Genomic DNA, 24,026 nt, shown 5'->3' on the forward strand with positions numbered 1-24,026 from the left:
TGTCCTGTTGCGTTCGGCACTTGGCCGCATTCAATGCAACCTTCGCCCGTCCGTCAATCGCTGACGCCGGCTTTCCGTCAGAACGAGCCCAGTGCAGTGCCCAGGGCGATCACCGCCAGCAGCGCCAGGAGCGAGGTCACGATACCGACCATGACGATATCGAAATAGCTGTCGCGATGGGTCAGGCCGCAGATCGCGAGCAGGCTGACCACCGCACCGTTATGCGGCAGGATGTCCAGCGTTCCCGCGCCGATCACCGCCACGCGATGCATCAGCGCAAGGTCGATGCCGTGGCGCGCGGCAAGTTCGACATAGGTCGGGCCGAGAGCATCGAGGGCGATGGTCAGGCCGCCCGACGCCGACCCGGTCAGCGCGGCCAGGATGTTGGTCGCGACGGCGAGCGAGACCAGCGGTCCCCCTTCGATCGCCAGCACCCAGTCGCGCACGATCGTGAACGCCGGCAGCGAGGCCACGACGGCGCCGAAGCCGACGAGGCTGGCGACGCTGAACGCAGGCAGGACCGACGCATTGGCCCCGGCGTCCATGGTCCGGCGCAGCACCGGCAGGCGCGCCCAGTTCAGCGCGATGGTCGTGACGATGGCGGCAGCCAGCGCCACCGCGACCGACCACACGCCTGCGACCGCCGCAAGCGTCGTGTCGCCAAAGCGCGGCTCGGCGAGATAGCTGACATCGAGCCGCGGCAGCACCACCAGCGACATCACCAGGTTGACGGTCACGACAACGACGAGCGGCGCCATGGCGTTCAGCACGGGCGACGGCCGCTCGCTGCGATGACCGTGCTGTAGCTCCGCCGGATCGAACTCGCGGGCAGTCGTCGCGCGCTCGCGCACGAGCTCGTCAGCAGCGGCCTGCTCGATCGCGCCCTCGGCGTCGTAGCCATAGCCTTCCCCGGCGCGGCGCGCCGCAGCTTCGGCGCGATGCAGCCACCACAATCCCGCGCCGAGCATGATGAGCGAGCCGACGATGCCGAGGCCCGGCGCGGCAAACGGCGTCGTGCCGAAGAACGGCATCGGAATCGCATTCTGGATCGACGGCGTGCCAGGTAGGGCCGACATGGTGAAGGTCGACGTTCCCAGCACGATCGCGGCCGGGATCAGACGACGCGGAATCGAAGCGGCACGAAACAGCGAGCGGGCCATTGGAACGATGACGAAGAACGCAACGAACAGGCTGACACCACCATAGGTGACCAGCGCGCCGGCGAGCACGACCGCCGGGATCACGCGGCGTTCGCCGAGGCGCTCCGCCATGAAGCCGGCGACCGACGTCACCGCGCCACTGTCGTCCATCAACTTGCCGAAGACGGCACCAAGCAGAAAGATCGGAAAGAACTGCGCCAGAAATCCCGCCGCGTTCACCATGAACACCTGGGTCAGGTTCGCGAGCAGCGGCTCACCGCCGAACAACGCAGCAATGAGTGCGGCGAACGGCGCGAGCAGCAGGACGCTCCAACCGCGGAAGGCGAATAGGACGAGCAGACCGAGTCCGACGAGGAGGCCGAGGAGACCCATGCCTCAGCACTCCGACAGCAGGACATCGAGATCGGCGGTCGAGCGGCGGCCGATCTCCGCGCCGTGCTCGGCGAGGAAGTTGTCCGCGGCCATGCGTCCCTCGGCGCGCAGCATCGAGACGAACTCCCACTCCGCGTTGAGCTTCGAGGAGGCCCCGAACTTCGCCAGCATGTCGCTCTTGATCCGGTGCGTGCGCATCTTCGCCCAGCGCGCGCCCTCGCCGCTGCCCGGATCGGCCGCCTGGCGCAGCAGCGCGATCATGCGCAGCTCCTTCATCAGCGGCGAGTTGAAGGAGATTTCGTTGAGACGGTTGAGGATCTCCGCAGCCGTCCGCGGTTGCTCCGGCCGCTCGGTCGGATTGATCTGGACGAGAATGGTGTCATGCGCGTCGCTTTCGCGGACCAGCGGCGTGATGGTCGGGTTGCCGGCATAGCCGCCGTCCCAATAGGGCTCGCCGTCGATCTCGATCGCGCGGAACATGGTTGGAAGACAGGCCGATGCCAGCAGCACGTCGGCCGTGATCTCCGCGTTGCGGAAGATACGTCCGCGCCCGGTGCGTACCCGGGTCGCGGTGATGAATAGCTGGATCGGCGATCGCACGAGCCGTTCGAAATCGATGCTCTCGGCCAGCACCGCGCGCAGCGGATTGTAACCGGTAGGATTGAGGTCGTAGGGCGAGAGCACACGCGACATCAAATCGGTGAGGATGTAGAACGGCGACGTATCGAGGGTCCAGCGCCCCATCAAGCGGTCGAGCGGAGAGCGCTGTAGCGGGCTGAAGGCCGCGGCCTTCGAGATACGACGCCAGTATCGGTCGAGCGCCTCACGCGCCCCCTCGGCGCCGCCGGCCGTCCACCCGTCCGCCAGGACCGCCGCATTCATCGCGCCTGCGGAGGTTCCGGAGATCGCGGCGATCTCCAGCCATTTCTCTTCCAGAAGACGGTCGAGCACACCCCAGGAGAAGGCGCCATGCGAACCGCCGCCCTGCAGCGCGAGATCAATCAGTACGGCGTCCCGTTCCATGGCGGACACTCACGCAACTGAAGCTGAAATTCGACGTGATTGGAACACGTCGAATTCGACCGCAGTGTGGGAGCACCGGCCGCAAGATGCAACCGGAACGTGGGCGGTTTAGTGCTCAAATACCAGCCGCGCCCCGACCGTTCCCTCGAGGCCGCGGATCTGCCGCAGCAGCTCGCCGGAATCCTGACCGCCGAGATCGGCGTCGAGCACGACGTAGCCGAGGTCGCCGGCGGTCTCCAGATATTGCGCGGCGATGTTGATGTCGCGCTGAAGGAAGACCTCGTTCAGCCGCCGCAACATGCCGGGCACGTTGCGATGGACATGGCTGAAGCGTGCACCGGAGGGACGAAGATGCAGCTGCACCTCCGGGAAGTTGACCGCGCCCATCGTCGAGCCGGTAATGAAATAGTCGACCAGTTTTCGCGCGACCTCGCCGCCGATGCGCTCCTGCGCCTCCTCAGTCGACCCACCGATATGGGGGGTGAGGATGATGTTCTCGATGCCCTGAATGGGACTATTGAAACGATCGGCATTCGACGAAGGCTCGACGGGAAAGACGTCGACGGCCGCACCGGCGAGATGACCGTCGCGCAAGGCACGCGCCAGCGCATCGAGATCGACCACGGTGCCGCGGCTATTGTTGATCAGAAACGAGCCCGGCTTCATCGCCCGCAGCTCCCTCTCGCCGATCATGCCCGCGGTCTCCGGCGTCTCCGGCACGTGCAGGCTGACCACATCGCTCTGCGCCAGCAGATCTTCCAGCTTCTCGACCGGCTCGGTGTTGCCGTGGCGAAGCTTGTCGGTGCGGTCGAAATAGATCACGCGCATGCCCATGGCTTCGGCCAACGTCGAAAGCTGCGAGCCGATATTGCCGTAGCCGACGATGCCGAGCGTGCGGCCGCGCACCTCGCGGCTGCCCGCCGCCGATTTGTCCCAGCCCCCGGCATGGGCCGACACCGAGCGCGGAAAGATCCGCCGCAGCAGCATCACGATCTCGCCGATGACGAGCTCGGCGACACTGCGCGTGTTGGAGAACGGGGCGTTGAAGACGGGAATACCGCGCTTGCGCGCCGCCGAAAGATCGACCTGGTTGGTGCCGACGCTGAAGCAGCCGACCGCGAGAAGCTGGCCGGCCGCCCCCAGCACCTCATCGGTTATCTGGGTGCGCGAACGGATGCCGAGCAGCGACACGCCCTCGAGCGCGTGCCGCAGATCCGCGCCGTCCAGCGCCTTGGTCAGCCGTTCGACATTGGTGAAGCCGGCGCTCGCGAACAGGTCGACAGCGCTATCATTGACGCCTTCGAGCAGCAGCGCCTTGGCGCTTCGCTCAGGGCTTTGGCCTGGGGCGGACATGGCATCTCCGTAGATGGCAGCTTTGCCTTCGCACATAGACCGCGGGCGGTGCGCAGCACAATAGGGAACGGATACGGGGAGAAGACGGCCGGAGCCGAGGATGCGATTGGCATCCCAGAGCTCGGTCAAATCACATAGAACCCATGCGTGCCGTCGCGGCGGAGCTGCTCGACGAGGCCGTATTCCCAATCGAGATAGGCCTGCATCGCGGATTCGGCCACATCGGTGCCTTCATAGGGCCGGCGATAGCGGTGGGCCGGGTTGGGCTTCGGCAAGACCTGCGGTGGACCGATTTCCAGCGCGCAATCATAGCCGCCCTCGAGCACATAGACTTCCCAACCCATCTGCGCCAGCCAGGACGCCGTCATGTCGGCGCGGACGCATCTGTCATCGGTCAGGACGATGCGCGCGCCGCGCACGGGCGCGGCCATGTCGGTTTCCTGCACGAGCTGGCCGCCGGGATAATGGCGGAAGCCGGGAAGATGCCCGGCCGCATAGTCCTCGGCACCGCGCACGTCGAAGCGATACAGCGTGCGATGGGTTTCTGCGACCAGCCCCGCCATCTCGTTCGCTCCGATATGGCGGACACCGGCGCGATAGGCGACGTCGCGGGCATTGGCCGGGCCGCCCTCGAACGGGCCGATCGCGCCGCGCCTGTCGGCGCCGTGATTGAGCCCGTGCCGCGCCAGGGTCCAGCCGATGGTGCCGTTGCGCAGCGCCCGCACCTTGTTGGGCACGCCGGCATTGATCAGCGACTGGGTGCCGATGATGGAGCGGGTGCGGCCGGCGCAATTGACGATGATCGTGGTTTCAGGGTCGGGCGCGGCCTGGCCTGCCCGCAGCACCAGCTCCGCGCCGGGCACGCTGACCGAGCCCGGGATGTTCATGGTCGCGTATTCGTCGAAGCGGCGGACGTCGAGGATGGCGATGTTGGCCTTGTCGGCGATCAGCTTTGCCACCTCATCGGCACTCAGCGAGGGCGTGTGGCGACGCGACTCGACCAGCTCACCGAAGGCCTTGGAATAGGAATTGACGTCCTCGAAAACCTCGAAGCCTGCATCGCGCCACGCCTTCAGCCCGCCGTCGAGTGCGCTGACATTGCTGTAGCCGAGTGCAGCCAGACCCTCGGCGCCGGACGCGATGAGCCCCTCGCCGTCATCATAGAGCACGATCGCCACGTCCTTGCGCGGCAGCCGCACCTCGGCCTCGATCGCGATCCGGTCGGCGGCCATGTTGGCGGCGAACAGCGGATGGCCGGTGGCAAAGGCGGCCTCGTATCTGAGATCGAGCAGCGCGATCTCCTCGCGCAGAAGCAGGGCGCGGCGGATATCGGCGGGGGTGACGGTCGGAAGCTTCATGGCGAAAACCTGACAAGGACGTGCCACGGGCTTTTGAACGATTGTCGAGGTGTTGGCTAGCCTCTTCGGCTGCAACTCACTCGCCCGGAACGAGCCGCCCAAGCGGCGGCTGCGCCGGGCGCCGCAGCTTGCGGCGCGACAGATAGAGCAAAATGCCGGTGACCGAGAACAGCGGCATCAGTGCCGCAGCAATCATGAAGGCGAGCTTGCCGGGCCAGCCCAGGACCGCGCCGCGATGGATATCGAGCACGTTGGCGATGATCTTCTCGCCGAACGTCTTGTCGGCGTAACGTTCCGTGGAGGCGACCTGACCGGTGACGGCATCGATGCGGAATTCATCGCGCGTAGTATCGAGCGCCGAGTCCTTTCCCCAAGACCGGATCCGTATCAACGTGCCAGGCCCCGGCGGCAGCGTCAGCCAAGCCCTGGCGAAGCGGTCGCCCTCCTCACGCCGGAACGTCGTCCATGCCAGGTCGAACCCGATCGGCTGGGCCGGCTCGGAACGAGCCGCCGCACGCGGCGCCTTCGCGGACATTCTTGGTTGCATCTTCGCGGCAGAGACTTCTGGACGCGACAGCAGCCAGACGACGCCGTCCTTGTACCAGTCGAACGAATACCACAGGCCCGTGAGCGTCATCACCAGATAGACCGGAAGAACCCAGGTGCCGATCACCGCATGCAGCGAGCGATGCAGCCCGCGTCCGCCGAGACCGAGATTGGGCTTGAGCCACATCTTCACGCTGCGCACGCGGCGGGGCCAGCGCAGCACGAGGCCCGAGACCAGCATGACGATCAGGCCGAGCGCGGCCACACCGGTGATCTGGCGTCCCCAGCCCTTGGCATCGCCAGGGATCAGCAGCCAGCGATGCAGCTTCCGAACCGTCGCGAAGAACGCCTCGCCACGCGGCGCACCCAGCACGCGCGCATCATAGGGGTCGACATAGAGCGAATTCGGCCGCTCGCCCTGCTCGTCGCGCGCGAAGCGGACCCGCACGGCCGCAGTCGGATCGCTCGACAACATGACGGCCGAGACCTGACCGAAATTTTGCCCCGCCCCCAGCCGCGCGACCAGCTCGTCCGGCATCAGCGCCGGCATCTCGCGCGGCACGACGTGCATGATGCCGGCGTTGAGATGATCGACGATCTCGTCCTCGAAACTCATGATCGCGCCGGTCAGCGCGATCAGAGCGAGCAGCAGCGCGAGCACCAGGCCTGCGATGGAATGGACCTGGAGCAGGACAGTTTTGATCATGTGCCCGGGCCGCGCGGCCATGGCTAGAACTTCACCGTCGCCGAGAGAGACACCCGGCGCGCGTCGCCGATAGCGACGTTTAAATTATTCACGGCTGAGGGATAGTAGACCGTGTCGAACAGGTTCTTGACGTTCACCTGGTACACCACCGGAAACTGCTCGTGTTTCGTCTCGTAAGTCGCAAAGAGGTCAGCGACGACATAGGACGGCAGGAAGAAGCTGTTGATCGAATCGCCGGGACGATCGCCGACATAGCGCGCCCCGCCGCCGAGACGGAGCTGGCCGGGCAATGCGGTGCCGAAGTCGTGGACCAGATAGAGCGAAGCGGTGTTCAAGGCGACGTTTTGCAGCTTCTTGCCGAGCAACGTCAGATCCTCGGAGGCCGTCACGCGGGCGTCGGTATAGCCATAGCTCCCAATCAATGCCCAACTGTCGGTGAGCCTGCCGGTGACGTCGATTTCGAGGCCGCGCGAATGAGCGCGGCCGACGGTGTGAAGCTCCACCACGCCCGCGCTGTTCGTCTTCGTCGTTTGCACATTCTTCTTGTCGAGGTCGTAGAATGCGACCGTCCCGGAGATGCGCTGGTTGATGTCGAACTTCACGCCGGTCTCGTACGACACACCCTCCTCGGGCGCGACCCTGGAGTCGATCACCACGCCGATCGGCGCAATCGTCGAATTCGGCTTCAGCGATTCGGTGTAGCTCGCATAAAGCGAGATCTGGTCGGTCAGCTTGAAAATCGCGCCGCCAAGCGGGAGCACCTTGTCTTGCGACACGTTTGTGTTGGTGTTGAACGGCTTTCCGCGTCCGGCGATCTGATCGTAGTCCATATAGCGCACACCACCGACCAGTGCGAACCGCTCGGTCAGATGCAGCGTGTCCTGGAAGAACAGCGACCACTGGCCAAGCTTGTCGGTCTGGGCGCTGTCGGGGTTCGACACCCTGGTTCCAGGCCCGATCAGCCCATAGACAGGATCGTAGACGTTGAAGGCGGGAGTTGTCTGCCGGATCAAGACGTCGCGGTAGATCGTGCGATACTGACCGTCGCCGCCGAATAGCATCTCGTTGCGCATGTCGCCGAGCCAGAAGCCGCCCGAGACATAGGATGTCCCATAGCTGACATTGCTCAGCGAGCTTCCCGTGCCGTCGTTGCTGCGCGTCTCGACGCCCGTCGTGAAATTGATGCCGGTGATGCGGAGCTGGTTGGCGCTGAAGGTTTCGGTGTTGTAGCTGTAGCCTGCGTAGAGCTTCCAATCCTGGTTGAAGCGGTGCTCGACCGAAGCCTGGATCAGATCGGACGTGCCCCAGGTGTTGTTGAAAGGCTCATCCAGCCGGCGCGTAGCTGGTACGGCCAGCGGCGCCTTCGTCACCGGATTGAACGCGGTGCCGCGGTCGAACGGATAGATGAACTCGCGGTGCTCGTAGTTCAGCTGCACCGTGGTGTCCTGGCCGTACCACGCGAGCGAGGGCGCAACCAGCATCTCGCGGTGACGACCGAAATTCCGCCAATAATCCTCGCTGACGCCGTAGCCGATGAAACGATAGGCGAGCCCCTGGTCGCCGATCGGACCGGTGACGTCGAGCAGGCCGTCGGCACCGGTCTTGGAGGCACTGAAGGCCGAGCCGAGCAGCGTGACCGAGCCATGCTGATAGAGCTCGGGCCGCTTGCTGATGGTGTTGACGATGCCGCCGGGATCCATGATGCCGTAGAGCAGCGAAGCCGGACCTTTCAGCACCTCGACGCTTTCGACCGCAGGATTGAGGCTGCGGCCCTGCACCAGCGGCATGCCGTTGCGCATGATCGAGCCGTCGCGGTTGTCGCCGAAGCCACGGCGGATCACCGCGTCCTGGCTGCCGGCGAGCGTGTTGGTCTGGGTGACACCGGAGACGTTGCTCAGCGCGTCGTCGATGTTGCGCGGGAGCTGGTCCTTCAGCACCTGCGCGGGCACGACGTTGACGGCCTGCGAGGTGTCGAGCGGCGAGGCGCCGCTGCGCAGCGTGGTCGCGCTCGGCATCGCGCGGTAGCCGAGCTTTGCGGCTTGCTGTGCGGCGGCTTCGGCAGCGGCGCGCTCCGACAGCGTCGGCGCCGCGGGTGCGGGATTGCGGCTGGGCTGGCGGCGCGCCGCCGTTTGCGCGCGGCGTGACGACTGCTCCGATGCACGTGCCGGCTTCGGTCGTGGCGCCGGCGCCTCCACCGTCACCGGCGGCAGAGCCGATTGCGCCTGTGCGCTCGTCGTCGTGAAGGAATATTCGATGAGCAGCACCGCTGCTCCCATGAGAAGACCTGCACGGCTCTTGCCGGCACGGGTTCGATGGCCGTTGTCACGTTGGCCATCCACGAAGGCACGCACTTTCATTCCACTTCAAGTCAGGAGCATTGAAGTGTGCGCCTGTAACAGCCGCCGAGATCGAGGAGAACCGTAGCCGAGCTTGAATCGCTCTAGTGTTGAATTGTTCTAAGAGGAGGCGGATGCTGAACAGCAATCATGAATTGCCGGTGCACCGCGCATGACACGCTGCACGCGAAATCGCGGCCCGAGATTTCACGATCACGCGATGGCGGGAGCGATCAACTCGTCGAGCTTCCGCTTGAACGCACTGCCGTCCGACAAAGCGCGGAGCGGCGGACGCACGCGCAACCAACCTGCATCGCCGGTCTGCGCCGCAAGGATCGCCTTCAGCGTTGCGACAAGGGAGGGCGTCTTCAGCACGACGTCGACCGCCGCCTGCATGCGCGCTTCGACGTTCTTGCCGTCAACCATCGCCTTGACCAGCTCCGGCGCAATGTTGGCCATGCCGCAGATGGTGCCGGCGCCGCCGGCGGCGATCGCGCGAGTGATATCGGCTTCGTTGCCGACGGTGATGGCGAGCTCGGGCGCGGCGGCACGGAATGCCTGGAACTGCTTGAAGTCGCCGCTGGAGTCCTTCAGACCGGCAACCACTTGGCCGTAGCGCTTGCGCAGGCTTGCGGCGACTGTCGTCGGGATCGCAACGCCCGAGACTTGCGGAATGTGGTAGAGCGAGGCGCGCAGGCGATCGTCGGCAACACCGTCGATGATGGCGGCAAAGGCGTCCTCGATGCCTTCATGCGTGACACTCCGATCGAAATAGGGCGGCAGCAGCAACACGTGGCGCAGGCCGAGGCCGAGCACGGCGCGCGTCAGCGCAATGCTGTCGGTGATGGCCGGAAAGCCGCCGCCGATTCCGATGCGCTCCGCCGCGACCCCGGCCTTGAGCATCGCTTCGATCGTCGCAATCCGTTCGGCGGCGTTGAATGAGGTCCCCTCGCCGGTGGTGCCGAACAGCACGACGCCGTCGACGCCCTTGCCGAAGAGGTGCTTGGCGTGAGAGGCGAGCTTGGCGGCGTCGACACTGCCGTCCGTCGCCAGCGGCGTCGCCGACGCCACCCAGAACCCGCAAATTGCCTCGGCCATCACACCACCCTTTGCTGCCGCACCCGGCCAAGCCGCTGATCTCCAACGTCTTTCGCGCTTGCCGAGACCTTGTTTTCACTTTACTTTTACTCTTGTACCTTACATACAACGTTCATGCAAATCCTCCGCGCCATGTGCGCGGCCAGATCTTGAGGAGGTCTCGCATGGACATGGTGACCCCCATCGGACGCCCCGACCAATTGCTCGGCGCGTTGCGCGACAGGCTCGGCGCGCTGGCAGTGCTTGTTGGCACAGATGTGCCGGCGCGCAATTGCAACGACTGGAGCGCGAGCCTGCCGCAGACGCCGCGCGCGGTGATCCGCCCCGTCGATGCGCAGGGCGTTGCCGACGCGATTACGACTTGCCGGCAGGCGCATCTGCCGTTCGTGCCGCAGGGCGGACTGACCGGACTGTGCCGCGGCGCTTCGCCCGAAGCGGGCTGGGTCGCGATCTCGCTGGAGCGCATGACCGGCATCGAGGAGATCGATCGCGCCTCGATGACGATGACGGTGAAAGCCGGCACGCCGCTGGAGACGATCCAGAAGGCGGCCGACGAAGCCGGCTTCTTCTTTCCGCTCGATCTCGGCTCCCGCGGCTCCTGCGCGATCGGCGGCAATCTCTCGACCAACGCCGGCGGCAACCGCGTGATCCGTTACGGCATGACGCGCGAGCTGGTGCTTGGTCTTGAAGTGGTGCTGCCGGACGGCACCATCATCACCAGCCTCAACAAGCTGATGAAGAACAATGCAGGCTATGACCTGAAGCATCTGTTCATCGGCTCGGAAGGCACCCTCGGCATCATCACCCGCGTGGTGCTAAAACTGTTCCCGAAGCCGCGCTCGACCATGGCCGCGCTGTGCGCGCTGAAGGATTATGCCGCGGTGATCGAGCTGCTCGACGCGGCGCGCTCAGGGCTCGGCCCGCTGCTGTCCGCCTTCGAGGTGATGTGGCCGGATTATTGGGACGTGATCACGAATCGCGCCGGCGTGAAGCCGCCGGTCGCCCCAGGCCACGGTCTCTACGTGCTGGTGGAAGCGCAGGGCACCGACGAGAGCATCGATGCGCCGCGCTTCCAGAACTGGCTCGAGGAGCTGATGGAGCGCGGGCTGCTGGCGGATGCCGCGGTGGCGCAATCGCTGGCGCAGACGCAGAGCTTCTGGCGCGTGCGCGACATCTGCGCCGAGTTCGGCCAGGTGCTGGGGCCGCACATCTCCTACGACATCGGCCTTGCGGTGGCACGGATGGACGAGTTCGTCACACGCTGCAAGGCCGCGCTCACTTCAGGCATCAAGGGTTGCGAGAGTGTCTATTACGGCCATATCGGCGACGGCAATCTGCATCTCGTCGCCTGGGTCACCGGCCTTTCCGTCGCGCAGCAGCCGAAGGAGGAGATGGACGCGATCATCTACGGTCTGGTCCGCGAGCTCGGCGGCAGCGTCTCCGCCGAGCACGGCATCGGCACCTTGAAGAAGCAATGGCTGGGCCATGCGAGGGGCGAGGCCGAGATCGCGCTGATGCGCACGCTCAAGGCGGCGCTCGACCCCGATCACCTGCTCAATCCCGGCAAGGTGATCTGAACGCACCATGCGATCGCTCAAGCTCGATACGCCGAAATCGCTGTCGCAGCGGGTGATGCTGCGGCTGCGCCAGGCCATCATCGACGGCGAGTTCGCGTTAGGCGCTGCCATCTCCGAGGAGATGGTGGCCAATTCCTTCGGCGTCAGCCGCACACCGGTGCGCGAGGCCATGGGCCAGCTGCAGGCGCAGGGACTCGTGGTGATCCGACCCCAGGTCGGCAGCTTCGTCTTCACGCCGAGTGCGGACGACATCCATGCGCTCTGCACCTTCCGCATTGCGCTCGAGCCCAAGGCCGCCGAGCTCGCCTTCCGCAATGACCGCGACGGCGCGATTGCGTCCATGAGCGCGGCGATCGCGGCGATGGAGCCGGCCGTCGCGGCAAAGGACAACATCGCCTATGGCCGCGCCGACACCGCTTTTCACGAGGCGCTGTTCGCCCATTGCGGCAACCGCTATCTCGCCGAATCCTATCAGCTCGTCTCCGGCCGCGTCGCCGCGCTGCGCACCAATCTGACCTCGCCGATCGACGTGCGCACCCGCACGTCCTTCGACGAGCACCGCAAGCTGCTCGATCTGTTCGCGCGCGGCGAGTTCGCCGCCTTCGAAGGCCTGATGACGACGCACATCACGAATTCGGGAATGGTCTATGCCACGGCGCTGAAGGTGGATTGAGCGCGTCTACCGCTCCTCCTTCGATCCCGGCCTGTCCAGAAAATCCAGCGCGGTGTTGATCTGCTCGAGCTGGTGCTCGATTCGGTCGCGATCCTCCACCGATGGCGCCTGTTCGAGCTGTTCCACCAGCTTCTGCTTCCGCATCAGCAAGTTCTCTATGACCGTACCCACGATTCCCCCATCGCCAGAGGCGACGTCACGGACGCCGAGACGATGGAGGCGCGCGCAACCCGGGCCCGCGTCGAACCCTCCATTTGAATGTTGCTGGGAGCGATTGGTTCCTCCGGCGCCGTGCCGGATCGCACTACTTCTTGGTGATATTCCAGTAGACCGGGACCGCCCCCTTTACGATGCCGTCAACGTTGCTGCGTACCGCCCGCACCAGATAGAGCTGTGCAGCCGGCCAATACGGCACATAGTCGACGGCGCGGAGCTGGAGGTCGGCTGCGATCTTCTTTTTCTGCTCGGGATCTGTCGCCAACGCGAATTCGTTGCGCAGCTTTTCGATCTGCTCGTCGCAAGGCCAGCCGAACCAGGCCTTGTCGCAGTTTGCGCGCAGCCCAAGGTGGCCGACCGGCTCGAACATGTCGGCGCCCGTCGGTCCCGACATGAACAGTGACCAGCCGCCCTTGTCGACGGTTTCCTTGGACGCGCGCCGTCCAACCAGCGTGCCCCAGTCCATCGCCTGAGGTTCGACCTTGAGGCCGATCTGACGCATCAACTGCTCGGCAACGAGGCTGAACGTATTCGTGGGCCCGCTTTCGGTCGCATGCAGCACCACGACCGGCGTACCGTCATAACCGCTCTCGGCAATCAGCTTCTTGGCTTTTTCGATATCGGGCTTGGTCCAGCCGGCGGCCGTGAAATAGGGTGACGAGCACATGTAGAAGCTCGGGCAGCTCTTGTAGAGCTTGGGGTCGCTGACATAGGCTCGCGCGAACTTGTCCTGGTCGATCATGTAGCTGATCGCCTGCCGGACCTTTGGATTATTGAACGGCGGGACCGAAATGTTCATGCGGAACACCATCTGCATGCCGAGCGTGTCCTGCGGCATCGTCTTGATGTCGGGATTGCCGGCAAGCGTCGGCAGGAAGTCCGGCGGCACCTCCTCGAAAATGTCGATCTCGCCGGCCTGGAGTGCATTGAGCGCGGTCTGCGCATCCGGGATGTAATGCCATTCGACCCGGTCGACCTTGGCGAGCTTGCCGCCGGCAAGCCCGCTCGCCGGCTCCGCGCGCGACTTGTAGGACGGGCTCTTGACGTAAACGACCTTGGAGCCCGGAACCCACTCGTCCTTCTTCATGATGAAGGGACCCGAGCCGGTCGCATCCGTGATGGCGGTGTCCGCCGGCGTCGCAGCGATCCCCTTCGGCATGATGAAGGGCACGTTGGAGCTCGGCTTGGAGAGCGCCTCGATCACCAGCCCCCAAGGACGTTTGAGCTTCAGCTCGAAGGTTTTTTCGTCCTTGACCGTCAGGCTGTCGCTGACGGAGGCAAGCTGTTGGCCAAGGCCATCGCGCTGCCACCAGCGCTTCAGCGATACGACCGCATCCTCCGCGGTGACCGGCTGGCCGTTGCTGAAGGTCAGGCCGCCGCGCAGCGTGAAGGTGTAGGTGAGTTGATCGCTGCCGACCGCAAAGGACTCCAGCATCTGCGGCTGCGCGACGAGCTTCTCATCCAGCGAGAACAGCGTGTCGTACACCATATAGCCGTGGTTACGAACCATATAGTCGGACGTGATCACGGGATCGATCTGCTTGAGATCGCCGAAGGGGCGGATCTTGAGCACCGTCTCCGCAACGGCAGGCGATATTGCACCAAGCCAACCTGCCGCCATCATGACCGCAAATATTCCGTTCGGCGATCTCATTTGATACTCCTCCCGTTTTCTGTTTCTAGGCAACTGCGTCGGGGGCTACGGCCCGGCCCGGACCCGGCGCGTCGAAGCGTGGCAGCGATCCTGCGTGATGACAGGCGACGGCATGGCCGGGCGTGACTTCAGTCATCGCCGGCGCCGCTTGCGCGCAAATGTCCGTCGCGAACGGACAGCGCGTGCGAAAGCGGCATCCGGACGGCAGCGAAGCGGCACTCGGCACCTCGCCTTCGAGAGCCGCGAGGCGGCGCCGGTTGCGCGGGTGGACCGCAGGGACGGAATCGATCAACGCCCGCGTATAGGGATGCACCGGTGCAGCGAACACGGCTTTCGCCGGCCCCTGCTCGACGATGGCGCCGAGATACATCACCGCCACGTCGTCCGCGAGATAGCGCACCACGGCGAGATCATGCGAGATGAACAGATAGGAGATCCCGATCTCGCGCTGGACATCCTTCAGGAGATTCAGGATCTGGGAGCGGATCGACACGTCCAGCGCCGCGACCGCCTCGTCCGCGACGATCAGCGCGGGATCCGCGGCGAGCGCCCGCGCGATGCCGAGGCGCTGCCGCTGTCCGCCCGACAGATGATGCGGCAGACGTGCGCGAAAATGTTGGGGCAGTCCGACCTGGTCGAACAGACGCGCGACCTTCCGCCGTCGCGACACCGCATCGCCGATGCCGAAATTCTGCAAGGGCTCTTCGACGATCTCCGCCGCGGTCATGCGCGAGTTGAGGCAGGCGAAGGGATCCTGGAACACCATCTGCACCTGCTGGCGCTTCCTGCGCAGCGTCTCGCCGGAGAGATTGCCGAAGTCCTCGCCATTGATGTGGACCGAGCCGGCCGTCGGCCGCAACAGGCGCACGACCATGCGGCCGATCGTGGTCTTGCCGCAGCCGCTTTCACCAACGAGGCAGAAGGTACGTCCGCGCGCGACGACGAAGCTGACGTCGTCGACGGCGCGAAGATCGCGCCGGCCGAACAATCCGAACGGCCCCTGCCGTGAGGTGAAGATCTGGGTCAGACCTGAGACCTCGAGGACGGCGCTCATGCCGGCACCATCGCGCCGGCCTTGCCCAGCCAGCATGCCGTCAGGTGCTCGTCAGCGCCCGACAACAACGGCGGCTCCGAGTGACACACCGGCATCGCCGCGCCGCAGCGCTGGCGAAAGGCGCAGCCCGTGCCGAGCGAGACCGGGCTCGGCACGCTGCCGGGAATCTCGACGAGACGATCGCGGATGCCGCTGTTGAGCTGGCCGATCGCCCCAAGCAGGCCGCGCGTATAGGGATGGGCCGCGGCATCGAAGATGCCGTTGACGCCGGCCTGCTCGACGATGCTGCCGGCGTAGAGCACGACGACCCGGTCGGCCATTTCCGCGACGACCCCGAGATCGTGCGTGATCAGGAGCACGGACGTGCCGAACTCGCGACGCAGATCGTCGATCAGGGTCAAGACCTGGGCCTGGATGGTGACGTCGAGCGCGGTGGTCGGCTCGTCGGCGATCAGCAATGCAGGGCGCAGGGCGAGCGCCATCGCGATCATCACGCGCTGCCGCATGCCACCGGAAAGCTGGTGCGGAAATTCGGAGGCCCGCCGCCGCGCATCCGGAATGCGGACGAGATCGAGCAATCCGACCGCCTGCCGCCGCGCGTCCGCCTCGGACACGCCACGATGCTCGACGATCACCTCCGCGATCTGCTCGCCGACCCGCAGCAGCGGATTGAGCGACGTCATCGGCTCCTGAAACACCATGGCGAGACGGTCGCCCCGGAGCTTGCGCAGTTCCTCGGCGCCGAGCGTGACGAGATCGCGCCCCTCGAAGAGGATGCGGCCGGAAGCGACCTGCATGACGCTTTGGTCGAGCAGGCCGATGATGGAGAGCGCGGTCAGGCTCTTGCCACAGCCGCTCTCGCCGACGAGGCACAGCGTTTCACCCGGGTCGATTGCAAACGAGACGTTGCGGACGAGCGGGACCGGGGCGCCCCGCGTGTTGAGCGTGATGGAAAGGTTCTCGACGGAGAGCAGCGGCGCGCTCATCGCATCTCGCCTCCCACAAAGCTCGGATCGAGCAGGTCGCGAAGCACATCTCCGAGCAGGTTGGCGGCGAGCACCGTCATCGCCAGCATCAAGGCTGGGAAGCCGAGAATCCACGGCGCGATCTGCAGGAACTGCCGTCCCTCCGACATCATGTTGCCCCAGCTCGGCACGTCGGGCGGCGTGCCTGCACCGAGAAACGACAGGATCGATTCCAGGATCATCGCGGAGGCAAAGACGTAGGTCGACTGCACCATGATCGGCCCGGCAGCGCCGGGCAGGATGTGACGATGCAGGATGGTCACGGTACGCCCGCCACAAGTGATGGCGGCCTCGACATAGACGCGTTCGCGCAAGCTGAGAACGCTGGCGCGCACCACGCGCGCCATGCGGGGAATTTCCGGGAGGCTGATCGCCGTGACGATCACGATGGGCGAAGCGCCAATCAGCGCCACGAGTGCGATCGCGAGCAGGATCGCGGGGATCGCCATCACCGCATCCATCGCGCGCATTACGATCTTGTCGACGCTGCGGAAATAACCGGCGATGACACCGATGCACACGCCGATCAGCGTGGTGAGAACAGCAACGGCAATGCCGACCGACAGCGAAACCCGCGTTCCCACCAGCGCGCGGGCAAACACGGAACGTCCGACTTGATCGGTGCCGAAGGGCTCCGCCGGCGACGGCGGTTGAAGCCGGTTCAGCGGATCCAGCGCAGCGGGATCCGCGGTGATCCACGGGCTCACGACGGCCGTCACGCCAAAGGCGAGCAGCAGAACGCAACTCAGAGCCAGTATGGGCTGGCGAACCGGCAGGCTCGCGATCTGCGCAAACCGGTTGACACCGATGTCCGGCGCATCGAGCCCTTCTGCTGCGTGGGTCATCGCCATCGGCTCGTCCTGCATCAGTACCGGATCCGCGGATCGACGACGGCGTAGAGAATGTCGACCACGAGATTGACGACGACATAGACGAAGGCGAACAGCAGGATCAGGGCTTGCACCACCGGATAGTCGCGCCGGAGAATGGAGTCTGCGGTCAGCCGGCCGAGGCCGGGAATGGAAAACACGGTCTCGGTAACGACGACGCCGCCAAGCAGCGCGGCAAATCCGATGCCGACGACCGTGATGATCGGGACTGCGGCATTGCTGAGCACGTGCCGTACGATGATTTTGCGGGCCGCGAGCCCCTTGGCATGGGCGGTGCGGACATAATCTTCGCGCAGCACCTCCAACACCGCAGCGCGCGTCACCCTCGCGATCAAGGCGATATAGAGGAAGCTCAGCGAGATCGCGGGCAGCACGAGCGAATGCAGGCAGGCCAGCACGCCCTGCGACAGCGGCTTATAGCCCTGCACCGGAAACCAGTGCAGGCCGAGTGCGAGCGTATAGACAAGCGCGAAAGCGACGACGAAGACCGGCAATGAGAAGCCGAGCACCGCCCCCGCCATGGTCAGGCGCGCGACGAGCCCCCTCGGACGATAGGCGGCGACGAGGCCGAGCGGCACGGCGACGACGACCGCGATCGTGATCGTCATGAGAGAGAGAAGCAGCGTCGGCTCGATCCGCTGGGCGACGAGCTGCGAGACCGGGATGCGGCTGAACAGCGACAGGCCGAAATCGCCGCTCAGGATGCGGCCGGCCCATGCGAGGAAACGCGGCAGCAGCGGCAGATTGAGTCCGAGCGCCTGGCGCACCGCCTCCACCTGTGGCGGCGAGGCGAAGTCACCGGCGATCAGCACGGCGGGATCACCCGGCACGAGGCTGAGCAGCAGAAAGACGAATACCGCGACGGCGAGCAGCACGGGGATGGCCGCGAACAGCCGACCGACCACATAGCCGGTCATGCCGAGCGCCTGCAAATGCAGACCGGCGATCGCCGGACGCCATCCAGCCCACACACCATTGCCTCCCTGGTTTCAGTTAAACGTTTTTCTAATGAAGCACGGAAGCTGGTCTATCGCAACGGTATTGTACACTTCTCATGCTCTTTTGGCTTGCCTCCAGTCAATCCAACCAATACAAAAACGTTTAACAGGAGAATGGTTGATGCCGGCAGGGCCATTGCCCACTATCCACGAGGTCGCCCGGCTCGCCGGTGTCTCCGTGGCCACCGTGTCGAAGACGCTCAACCGGTCGGGCAAGGTCAGCGAGCTCCTCCAGGCGCGCGTCAATGCGGCAGCACGCAAGCTCGGCTATGCACCGCATGCCAGCGCCCGCAGCCTGCGCAGCGGCGCCACGCGCATCCTCGGGCTGCTCGTGGCGGATCTCGCCAATCCCTATTTCCTGAAGCTGGTCGAGAGCATTGAGCGGTTATCGAGCGCCGCGGGCTATTCCGTCATTCTCTGCAACAGTGCCGAAGACCCCGGGCGCGAGGAGCGGCATCTTGCCATGCTGCTGTCGCAGCGCGCCGACGGCGTCATCGTCATCCCGACCCGGCGCGGCTGGAGCGGACGCCAGGCCGCGCTGGCGGACTTGCCGATGCCGGGCATTCTGGTGGACCGACGCATCGAGGGGCTCGACCTCGATTCGGTCACGACCGACAACGTTGCGCTGGGACGGCTCGCGGCCGAACATCTCGACGATCTCGGCCATCGCCGCATCGCCGTGATCATGGGATCGCCCGAGCATCAGATCGCGCGCCACCGCCTCGATGGCCTCCGAAGCGGCCTGGCCTCGCGCGGCACCACCCTCGACGAACGGCTGATCGAGAAGGACAATTTCTCCGAGGCCGCCGGCCATGCCGCCGCAATGCGGCTCCTGCGGCATGCGCAGCGACCGACCGCGATCTTCGCCACCAACAATCATCTTTCGCTCGGACTGCTTCGTGCCATTGCCGAGAGCGGGCTCACCATTCCCGACGACCTCTCCGTCATCGCGGTTGACGAGCCTCCGTGGGCCGGCCTGGTGCGGCCGGGCATGACCATCGTGACGCAGCCGTCCGAGGCGATTGCCCAAACCACGGTCTCGACCCTGCTGTCGCGAGTTTCGGAGGGACGTTCCGGCGTCGAGGGAGAGGCGAGATCGATCCAGCTTCAGCCGGCGCTGGTGGTGCGCGGGTCCACCGCCGCGATCCGGACATAGAGATGAGTGATGCGCCCAGCCTTGCGCCTTCCACCGGCATTCTTGCGCTGTCCGCCGTCGACGCCATTGCCGAGATTCGCAAAGGCCATCTGTCGCCGCTCGACGTGGTCGATGCCGCGATCGACAGGATCGAAGCGACGGATGCGGGAATCAACGCGATTCCGGTTCGCTGCTTCGAGGCCGCACGGGGTGAAGCACGGCGGCTTATGGAGAAAAAGGCGGCCGGTGAGGACTGGCCCCTGCTCTGCGGGCTTCCGCTCGCGGTCAAGGACAACACCGATGTCGCAGGCGTGCCGACCAGCGGCGGCAGCGCGCTGACGGCCCGCGGCGCCCCCGAGATATCGAATCCCGCGATCGATCGTCTCCAGCGCAATGGCGCCATCGTCGTGGGCAAGAGCAATCTGTCGGAGCTCGGCGGCGCCAACACCACCAACGCGCTGTTCGGCGCGACGCGCAATCCGTTCTTTCCTGCGCTGACCGCGGGCGGCTCCTCCGGCGGATCGGCAGCGGCGCTGGCCGCGCATCAGGTCTATCTCGCCCATGGCAACGATGTCGGCGGCAGCCTGCGCACGCCGGCCGCATTTTGCGGTGTTGCGGGGCTGAGGCCCACACCGGGCCTCGTGCCGAGAAAGCCGCTCTCCGATCCATTCGACACCGTTTTCGTCGAGGGACCGATGGCGCGGACGATTCCCGATCTTGCCTTGATGCTGGATGCGATGGCCGGCTTCCATCCGCCCGATCTGTTGTCGCGCAAGCATCCCGCATCGTTCCGCAACGCCGCCGCACGACCCGGATGGGCGGAGCGAATAGCGGTGTCCGAGGATCTCGGCCTGCTGCCGGTCGATCACGACATCCGTTCCGCCTTCCGCGGCGCGATCGACCGGCTTCAACCCGCCGGCTGCAGGATGAGCGAGACCGCCCCTGATCTCGCCGGGCTGCCGCGCGTGATCCGCGCGCTGCGTGGTCTCGCCTATCTCGCCACCTGGGGCAGGCTTTGGCCGCAATCGCGCGAACGCTTCACGCCTGAGGTCGCCGGCGACATCGCCCATGGCGAAAGCCTGTCCGCGAGAGACATCGCGGCCGCGATGGAGCAGCGGGCGGCGATCTATCGACGCATGCAGACCTTCTTCAGGGAGTTCGACATCCTGATCTGCCCGACCGCGCAGGTCGCGCCCTTTCCGGTCGAGATCATGTGGCCGACCGAGATCGAGGGGACCGCATCGAAGATCTACATCGACTGGATCATGATCACCTATGTCTGGTCGATCCTCGGCTGCCCTGCGCTGGCGGTGCCCGCCGGCCGCGATGGGGCCGGCATGCCGGTCTCCTTGCAGGTCGTCGGCCCACCGCACAGCGAGGAGCGCCTGATCTCCTTCGCGGCGCGGATCGAGCAGGCGTTTTCCTCGCCATCCTGAGGGAAAGGCGATGTCCCGCGGAACCTGATCTTTCACGCGCCCGTCGGTTGAATTCATGGCCTCGGAGCCCTATGCGTAGGCGCCATGGACACCCAGATGATTGCCGCCGAAAAGCCGCTGATGGCCCAGGCCCGCCCGCGCAAGCCGGCGCCGTTCCTCCCCATGAGCCGCGCCGAGATGAACGCGCTCGGCTGGGACGCCTGCGACATCGTGCTGGTGACCGGGGATGCCTATGTCGACCATCCGAGCTTCGGCATGGCGATCATCGGCCGCCTGCTGGAGGCGCAGGGTTTTCGGGTCGGCATCATCGCGCAGCCGGACTGGCATTCGGCGGAGCCGTTCAAGGCGCTCGGCAAACCAAGAGTGTTCTTCGGCGTCACCGGCGGCAACATGGATTCCATGGTGAACCGCTACACCGCCGACCGGCGCATCCGCAGCGATGACGCCTATACGGCGGGCGGCGAAGGCGGCAAGCGGCCGGACCGCTGCACCATCGTCTACGCCCAGCGCTGCCGCGAGGCGTTCAAGGACACCCCGATCGTGCTCGGCGGCATCGAGGCCTCGCTGCGCCGGATCGCGCATTACGATTACTGGTCCGACAAGGTGCGCCGCTCGGTGCTGGCGGACGCCAAGGCGGACTTGCTGCTCTACGGCAACGCCGAGCGTGCCGTGGTCGAAGTGGCGCACCGGCTCGCGGCTGGCGAAGCGCCGCGCGAGCTCGACGACATCAGGGGCGTGGCGCTGTTCCGCAAGGTCCCGGACGATTACGCCGAGCTGCACGCCGACGATCTCGAGTCCGCCGACGAGGGCGCATCGCGCCAGAAGGGCTTAACCGTGATCCGCCTGCCGGCGCTGGAGCAGGTCGAGCAGGACAAGGAAGCCTATGCGCGCGCTTCGCGCGTGCTGCACCGGGAGAGCAATCCTGGCAATGCGCGGCCGCTGGTGCAGCGTCACGGCGACCGCGACCTCTGGCTCAATCCGCCGCCGATCCCGCTCACGACGGAAGAGATGGACGCGGTCTACGATCTGCCTTACGCGCGCGCGCCGCACCCGTCCTATGGCGATGCCAGAATTCCCGCCTGGGAGATGATCAAGTTCTCCGTGACGATCATGCGCGGCTGCTTCGGCGGCTGCACCTTCTGCTCGATCACCGAGCACGAGGGCCGCATCATCCAGAACCGTTCGGAAGGATCGATCCTGCGCGAGATCGAGCGCATCCGCGACAAGACGCCGGGCTTCACCGGCGTCATCTCGGACATCGGCGGCCCCACCGCCAACATGTACCGGATGGCGTGCAAGGACCCGAAGGTCGAGGCGGCATGCCGCCGGCCGTCCTGCGTCTTCCCCGAGATCTGCCCGAACCTCAACACCTCGCATGACGATCTGATCCGGCTCTATCGCAAGGTGCGCGAGACCAAGGGCATCAAGAAAGTGATGGTCGCCTCCGGCGTGCGCTACGACCTCGCCGTCGAGAGCCCCGAATACATCAAGGAGCTCGTCACCCATCACGTCGGCGGTTACTTGAAGATCGCGCCTGAACATACCGAGCGCGGCCCGCTCGACAAGATGATGAAGCCGGGCATCGGCGCCTACAACAAGTTCAAGCGCATGTTCGACGAGGCGGCCGAACGCGCCGGCAAGAAATATTACCTGATCCCCTACTTCATCGCGGCGCATCCGGGCACGACCGACGAGGACATGATGAACCTCGCGCTGTGGCTGAAGAAGAACCGCTACCGCGCCGACCAGGTGCAGACCTTCCTGCCCTCGCCGATGGCGACCGCGACCGCGATGTACCACACGGGCGTCAACCCCTTGCGCGGCGTGCGCCACGGCGGCAGCGACAAGGTCGAGGCGATCAAGGGCCTGCGCCAGCGGCGCCTGCACAAGGCATTCCTGCGCTACCACGACCCCGACAATTGGCCGCTGCTGCGCGAAGCCTTGATCGAGATGGGCCGCCGCGACCTGATCGGCTCGCAGCCGCACCAGCTCGTGCCTGCGCACCAGCCTCCCGGCACCGGCAAGGCCGCCGGCACCAAGCGGCCAATGCGGCCCGGCGGCAAGACGCAGCGGTTCACGACCAAGGGCCTGCGGGTGATGAAGTAGCGCGCGAGCCGGATGAGGCGCGGTTTGGTGTGGCGTCTTCGCGTCGGCAAGACGAAAGCTCGAAAACAACCCCATGCACAGTAGCCGGGGGTAGCAAGATCAACGGCTTACGAGCGCGATGAGATCGGCGCGAACATCCACCGCAAATCGAGGCATGATCGGCCCGGGGAAACGGTCAATTTCCGTTTTTGCGAAATTCGCTTGATCGTCGGGCAAAACAGGCGTATGATGCCACCATCGCGGAACGTGGATGAGACGAACCCGTCCTGCTGCTCCGTATCGATAGCTTGAGCTCACCGCGCCGCGCCCGAATTTCTCCGGCTTGGCTTGCAGGTTCGCGACGAGCGCCCTGTTGCCCGTCCTCAACGCGCTGACGACGCAGCGGCCGCTGTGGCACAGCCTGACGCAAGGCGACTGGGTGTTCGCCGGCATCGACGTGACGTGCTGGGCACTCGCACTGCTCCATGTTGTTCTGGCTGTTCGCACCGCCCGGAACCGATCAATTGTGCAATCGAAGCGCATGCCGCAGGTGCCGGTCGCCATTGCTTCCAGCGGTGCGGCGGAATGATCCATCTACTTGCCCTTGGGCTGTGTCTGGCGGGCTTTGCTGCGCTGGCTTTCGCCACGCACCGCCAGCAGCGCGATATTTTCGGCACGGCGCTGCCGCGGGTGACGACCTATGGACTTCGCGCTGCCGGTGCAGGGGTGCTGCTGCTGTCGCTCGGCATCCTCGTGGCCGCAAAGAGCTGGAGCGTGGGCCTCGTGATGTTCAGCGGTCACACCACGATGGCTGCCGCCATCGTGTTTTGTGCGCTGATCGGGTGGGGAAGACTGGCTGCCCGCACGGCGCGACGTCGACAGAATGATGCTCGCGCCCGCTCCATCACTCGACGTTGAAGGTATTCGTTTCGTGATCAAGCTGGCCAGAAACGGTCGTGGATGCGGCAAATAGATGGTCGTGACTTTGTCTGCTTCTGGTCCAAGCTGACCTTGCCGCGCTGCCCGCCTAACGTCAGCTTTTGACCCGAAGCCGACTGTTCGTGATCATCGCCTCCAGTCCGCTTGGAAATGCCTGCCAAAGGCGGACCGAACGTCCGCGACGGTGGTCGACTTCGTTAGGCTTTGATCCAAAGCCTCTCGGTGCGAGAGGTGGATAAACCACCTTACGCAACCACGTAAGTCGCACATCCGCGGCGCTAGACCAGATGTCGAAAGGTAAGAAGAAGTTTTGACCATGCACATGCACCTGCGCTTTTCGTCAGCAACTGAATTGCATCAGGTTCAAATTGGGCAAATGCGACCAGAAGCCG

Annotated in this window: 20 protein-coding genes; 6 read left to right on the plus strand and 14 right to left on the minus strand. The window is 65.3% G+C overall.

What is annotated here, in order from left to right:
- Positions 1-77: 77 nt before the first annotated feature.
- The 7 genes from I6F33_RS29895 to I6F33_RS29925 all read right to left on the minus strand — a co-directional run bounded on the left by I6F33_RS29895 (position 78) and on the right by I6F33_RS29925 (position 9,952).
- Positions 78-1,532, minus strand: coding sequence for a GntP family permease (locus I6F33_RS29895; RefSeq protein ID WP_225144948.1), 1,455 nt, complete (start codon positions 1,530-1,532; stop codon positions 78-80).
- Between the two features lie 3 nt (positions 1,533-1,535).
- Positions 1,536-2,555 carry a patatin-like phospholipase family protein gene (locus I6F33_RS29900; RefSeq protein ID WP_036026863.1) on the minus strand — a complete coding sequence of 340 codons (1,020 nt, stop codon included), beginning with the start codon at positions 2,553-2,555 and terminating at the stop codon, positions 1,536-1,538.
- 108 nt (positions 2,556-2,663) lie between these two features.
- Positions 2,664-3,908, minus strand: coding sequence for a phosphoglycerate dehydrogenase (gene serA / locus I6F33_RS29905; protein ID WP_225144949.1), 1,245 nt, complete (start codon positions 3,906-3,908; stop codon positions 2,664-2,666).
- Positions 3,909-4,033: 125 nt separating this feature from the next.
- Positions 4,034-5,266, minus strand: coding sequence for a rhodanese-like domain-containing protein (locus tag I6F33_RS29910; RefSeq protein WP_225144950.1), 1,233 nt, complete (start codon positions 5,264-5,266; stop codon positions 4,034-4,036).
- A 76-nt stretch (positions 5,267-5,342) separates the two neighbouring features.
- Positions 5,343-6,539, minus strand: a complete 1,197-nt coding sequence (locus I6F33_RS29915) for a PepSY domain-containing protein (protein WP_225144951.1) — start codon at positions 6,537-6,539, stop codon at positions 5,343-5,345.
- Positions 6,540-6,541: 2 nt separating this feature from the next.
- The gene (locus I6F33_RS29920; protein ID WP_225144952.1) at positions 6,542-8,875 is read right to left on the minus strand and encodes a TonB-dependent siderophore receptor; all 2,334 of its coding nucleotides are present in this window, start codon (positions 8,873-8,875) and stop codon (positions 6,542-6,544) included.
- Positions 8,876-9,067: 192 nt separating this feature from the next.
- On the minus strand, positions 9,068-9,952 hold the full coding sequence (locus I6F33_RS29925; RefSeq protein WP_225144953.1) for a dihydrodipicolinate synthase family protein: 885 nt from the start codon (positions 9,950-9,952) through the stop codon (positions 9,068-9,070).
- Positions 9,953-10,116: 164 nt separating this feature from the next.
- Between I6F33_RS29925 and I6F33_RS29930 the strand changes: the two genes are divergently transcribed.
- Together I6F33_RS29930 and I6F33_RS29935 are read left to right on the plus strand one after the other, a co-directional pair.
- A complete protein-coding gene (locus I6F33_RS29930; protein ID WP_225144954.1) occupies positions 10,117-11,529 on the plus strand; it encodes an FAD-binding oxidoreductase in 1,413 nt (470 codons plus the stop codon).
- 7 nt (positions 11,530-11,536) lie between these two features.
- The gene (locus I6F33_RS29935) at positions 11,537-12,202 is read left to right on the plus strand and encodes a GntR family transcriptional regulator (RefSeq protein ID WP_036014455.1); all 666 of its coding nucleotides are present in this window, start codon (positions 11,537-11,539) and stop codon (positions 12,200-12,202) included.
- A 6-nt stretch (positions 12,203-12,208) separates the two neighbouring features.
- On the opposite strand, the gene I6F33_RS29940 is transcribed toward I6F33_RS29935, so the two are convergent.
- The 6 genes from I6F33_RS29940 to I6F33_RS29965 form a co-directional block, all read right to left on the minus strand.
- A complete protein-coding gene (locus tag I6F33_RS29940) occupies positions 12,209-12,346 on the minus strand; it encodes a hypothetical protein (RefSeq protein WP_162130853.1) in 138 nt (45 codons plus the stop codon).
- A gap of 160 nt (positions 12,347-12,506) precedes the next feature.
- Positions 12,507-14,072, minus strand: a complete 1,566-nt coding sequence (locus tag I6F33_RS29945) for an ABC transporter substrate-binding protein (RefSeq protein WP_225113405.1) — start codon at positions 14,070-14,072, stop codon at positions 12,507-12,509.
- A gap of 25 nt (positions 14,073-14,097) precedes the next feature.
- Positions 14,098-15,126: an ABC transporter ATP-binding protein gene (locus I6F33_RS29950; protein WP_225144955.1), complete on the minus strand. Its 1,029-nt coding sequence runs from the start codon at positions 15,124-15,126 to the stop codon at positions 14,098-14,100.
- Positions 15,123-16,112, minus strand: coding sequence for an ABC transporter ATP-binding protein (locus I6F33_RS29955; protein ID WP_225144956.1), 990 nt, complete (start codon positions 16,110-16,112; stop codon positions 15,123-15,125). The genes I6F33_RS29950 and I6F33_RS29955 overlap by 4 nt, the downstream gene beginning before the upstream one ends.
- On the minus strand, positions 16,109-17,017 hold the full coding sequence (locus I6F33_RS29960) for an ABC transporter permease (protein ID WP_225144957.1): 909 nt from the start codon (positions 17,015-17,017) through the stop codon (positions 16,109-16,111). Before I6F33_RS29960 ends, I6F33_RS29955 begins: the two co-directional genes overlap by 4 nt.
- A complete protein-coding gene (locus tag I6F33_RS29965) occupies positions 17,017-17,958 on the minus strand; it encodes an ABC transporter permease (RefSeq protein WP_036014490.1) in 942 nt (313 codons plus the stop codon). The genes I6F33_RS29960 and I6F33_RS29965 overlap by 1 nt, the downstream gene beginning before the upstream one ends.
- 202 nt (positions 17,959-18,160) lie before the next feature.
- Between I6F33_RS29965 and I6F33_RS29970 the strand changes: the two genes are divergently transcribed.
- The 3 genes from I6F33_RS29970 (at position 18,161) to I6F33_RS29980 (ending at position 22,716) form a co-directional block, all read left to right on the plus strand.
- The gene (locus I6F33_RS29970; RefSeq protein WP_162131184.1) at positions 18,161-19,195 is read left to right on the plus strand and encodes a LacI family DNA-binding transcriptional regulator; all 1,035 of its coding nucleotides are present in this window, start codon (positions 18,161-18,163) and stop codon (positions 19,193-19,195) included.
- A gap of 2 nt (positions 19,196-19,197) precedes the next feature.
- Positions 19,198-20,610, plus strand: a complete 1,413-nt coding sequence (locus I6F33_RS29975; RefSeq protein ID WP_225144958.1) for an amidase — start codon at positions 19,198-19,200, stop codon at positions 20,608-20,610.
- Between the two features lie 84 nt (positions 20,611-20,694).
- The gene (locus I6F33_RS29980) at positions 20,695-22,716 is read left to right on the plus strand and encodes a YgiQ family radical SAM protein (RefSeq protein ID WP_225144959.1); all 2,022 of its coding nucleotides are present in this window, start codon (positions 20,695-20,697) and stop codon (positions 22,714-22,716) included.
- Positions 22,717-22,815: 99 nt separating this feature from the next.
- Here the strand turns inward: I6F33_RS29980 and I6F33_RS29985 are convergent, their stop codons facing one another.
- A complete protein-coding gene (locus I6F33_RS29985) occupies positions 22,816-23,289 on the minus strand; it encodes a hypothetical protein (protein WP_225144960.1) in 474 nt (157 codons plus the stop codon).
- Here I6F33_RS29985 and I6F33_RS29990 point away from each other — a divergent pair.
- The gene (locus I6F33_RS29990) at positions 23,281-23,613 is read left to right on the plus strand and encodes a DUF3325 family protein (protein ID WP_225144961.1); all 333 of its coding nucleotides are present in this window, start codon (positions 23,281-23,283) and stop codon (positions 23,611-23,613) included. The genes I6F33_RS29985 and I6F33_RS29990 overlap by 9 nt on opposite strands.
- Positions 23,614-24,026: the final 413 nt, after the last annotated feature.

Origin of the sequence: Bradyrhizobium sp. BRP20 (genome assembly GCF_020194215.1) — a bacterium.
Classification (GTDB): Bacteria; Pseudomonadota; Alphaproteobacteria; order Rhizobiales; family Xanthobacteraceae; genus Bradyrhizobium; species Bradyrhizobium yuanmingense.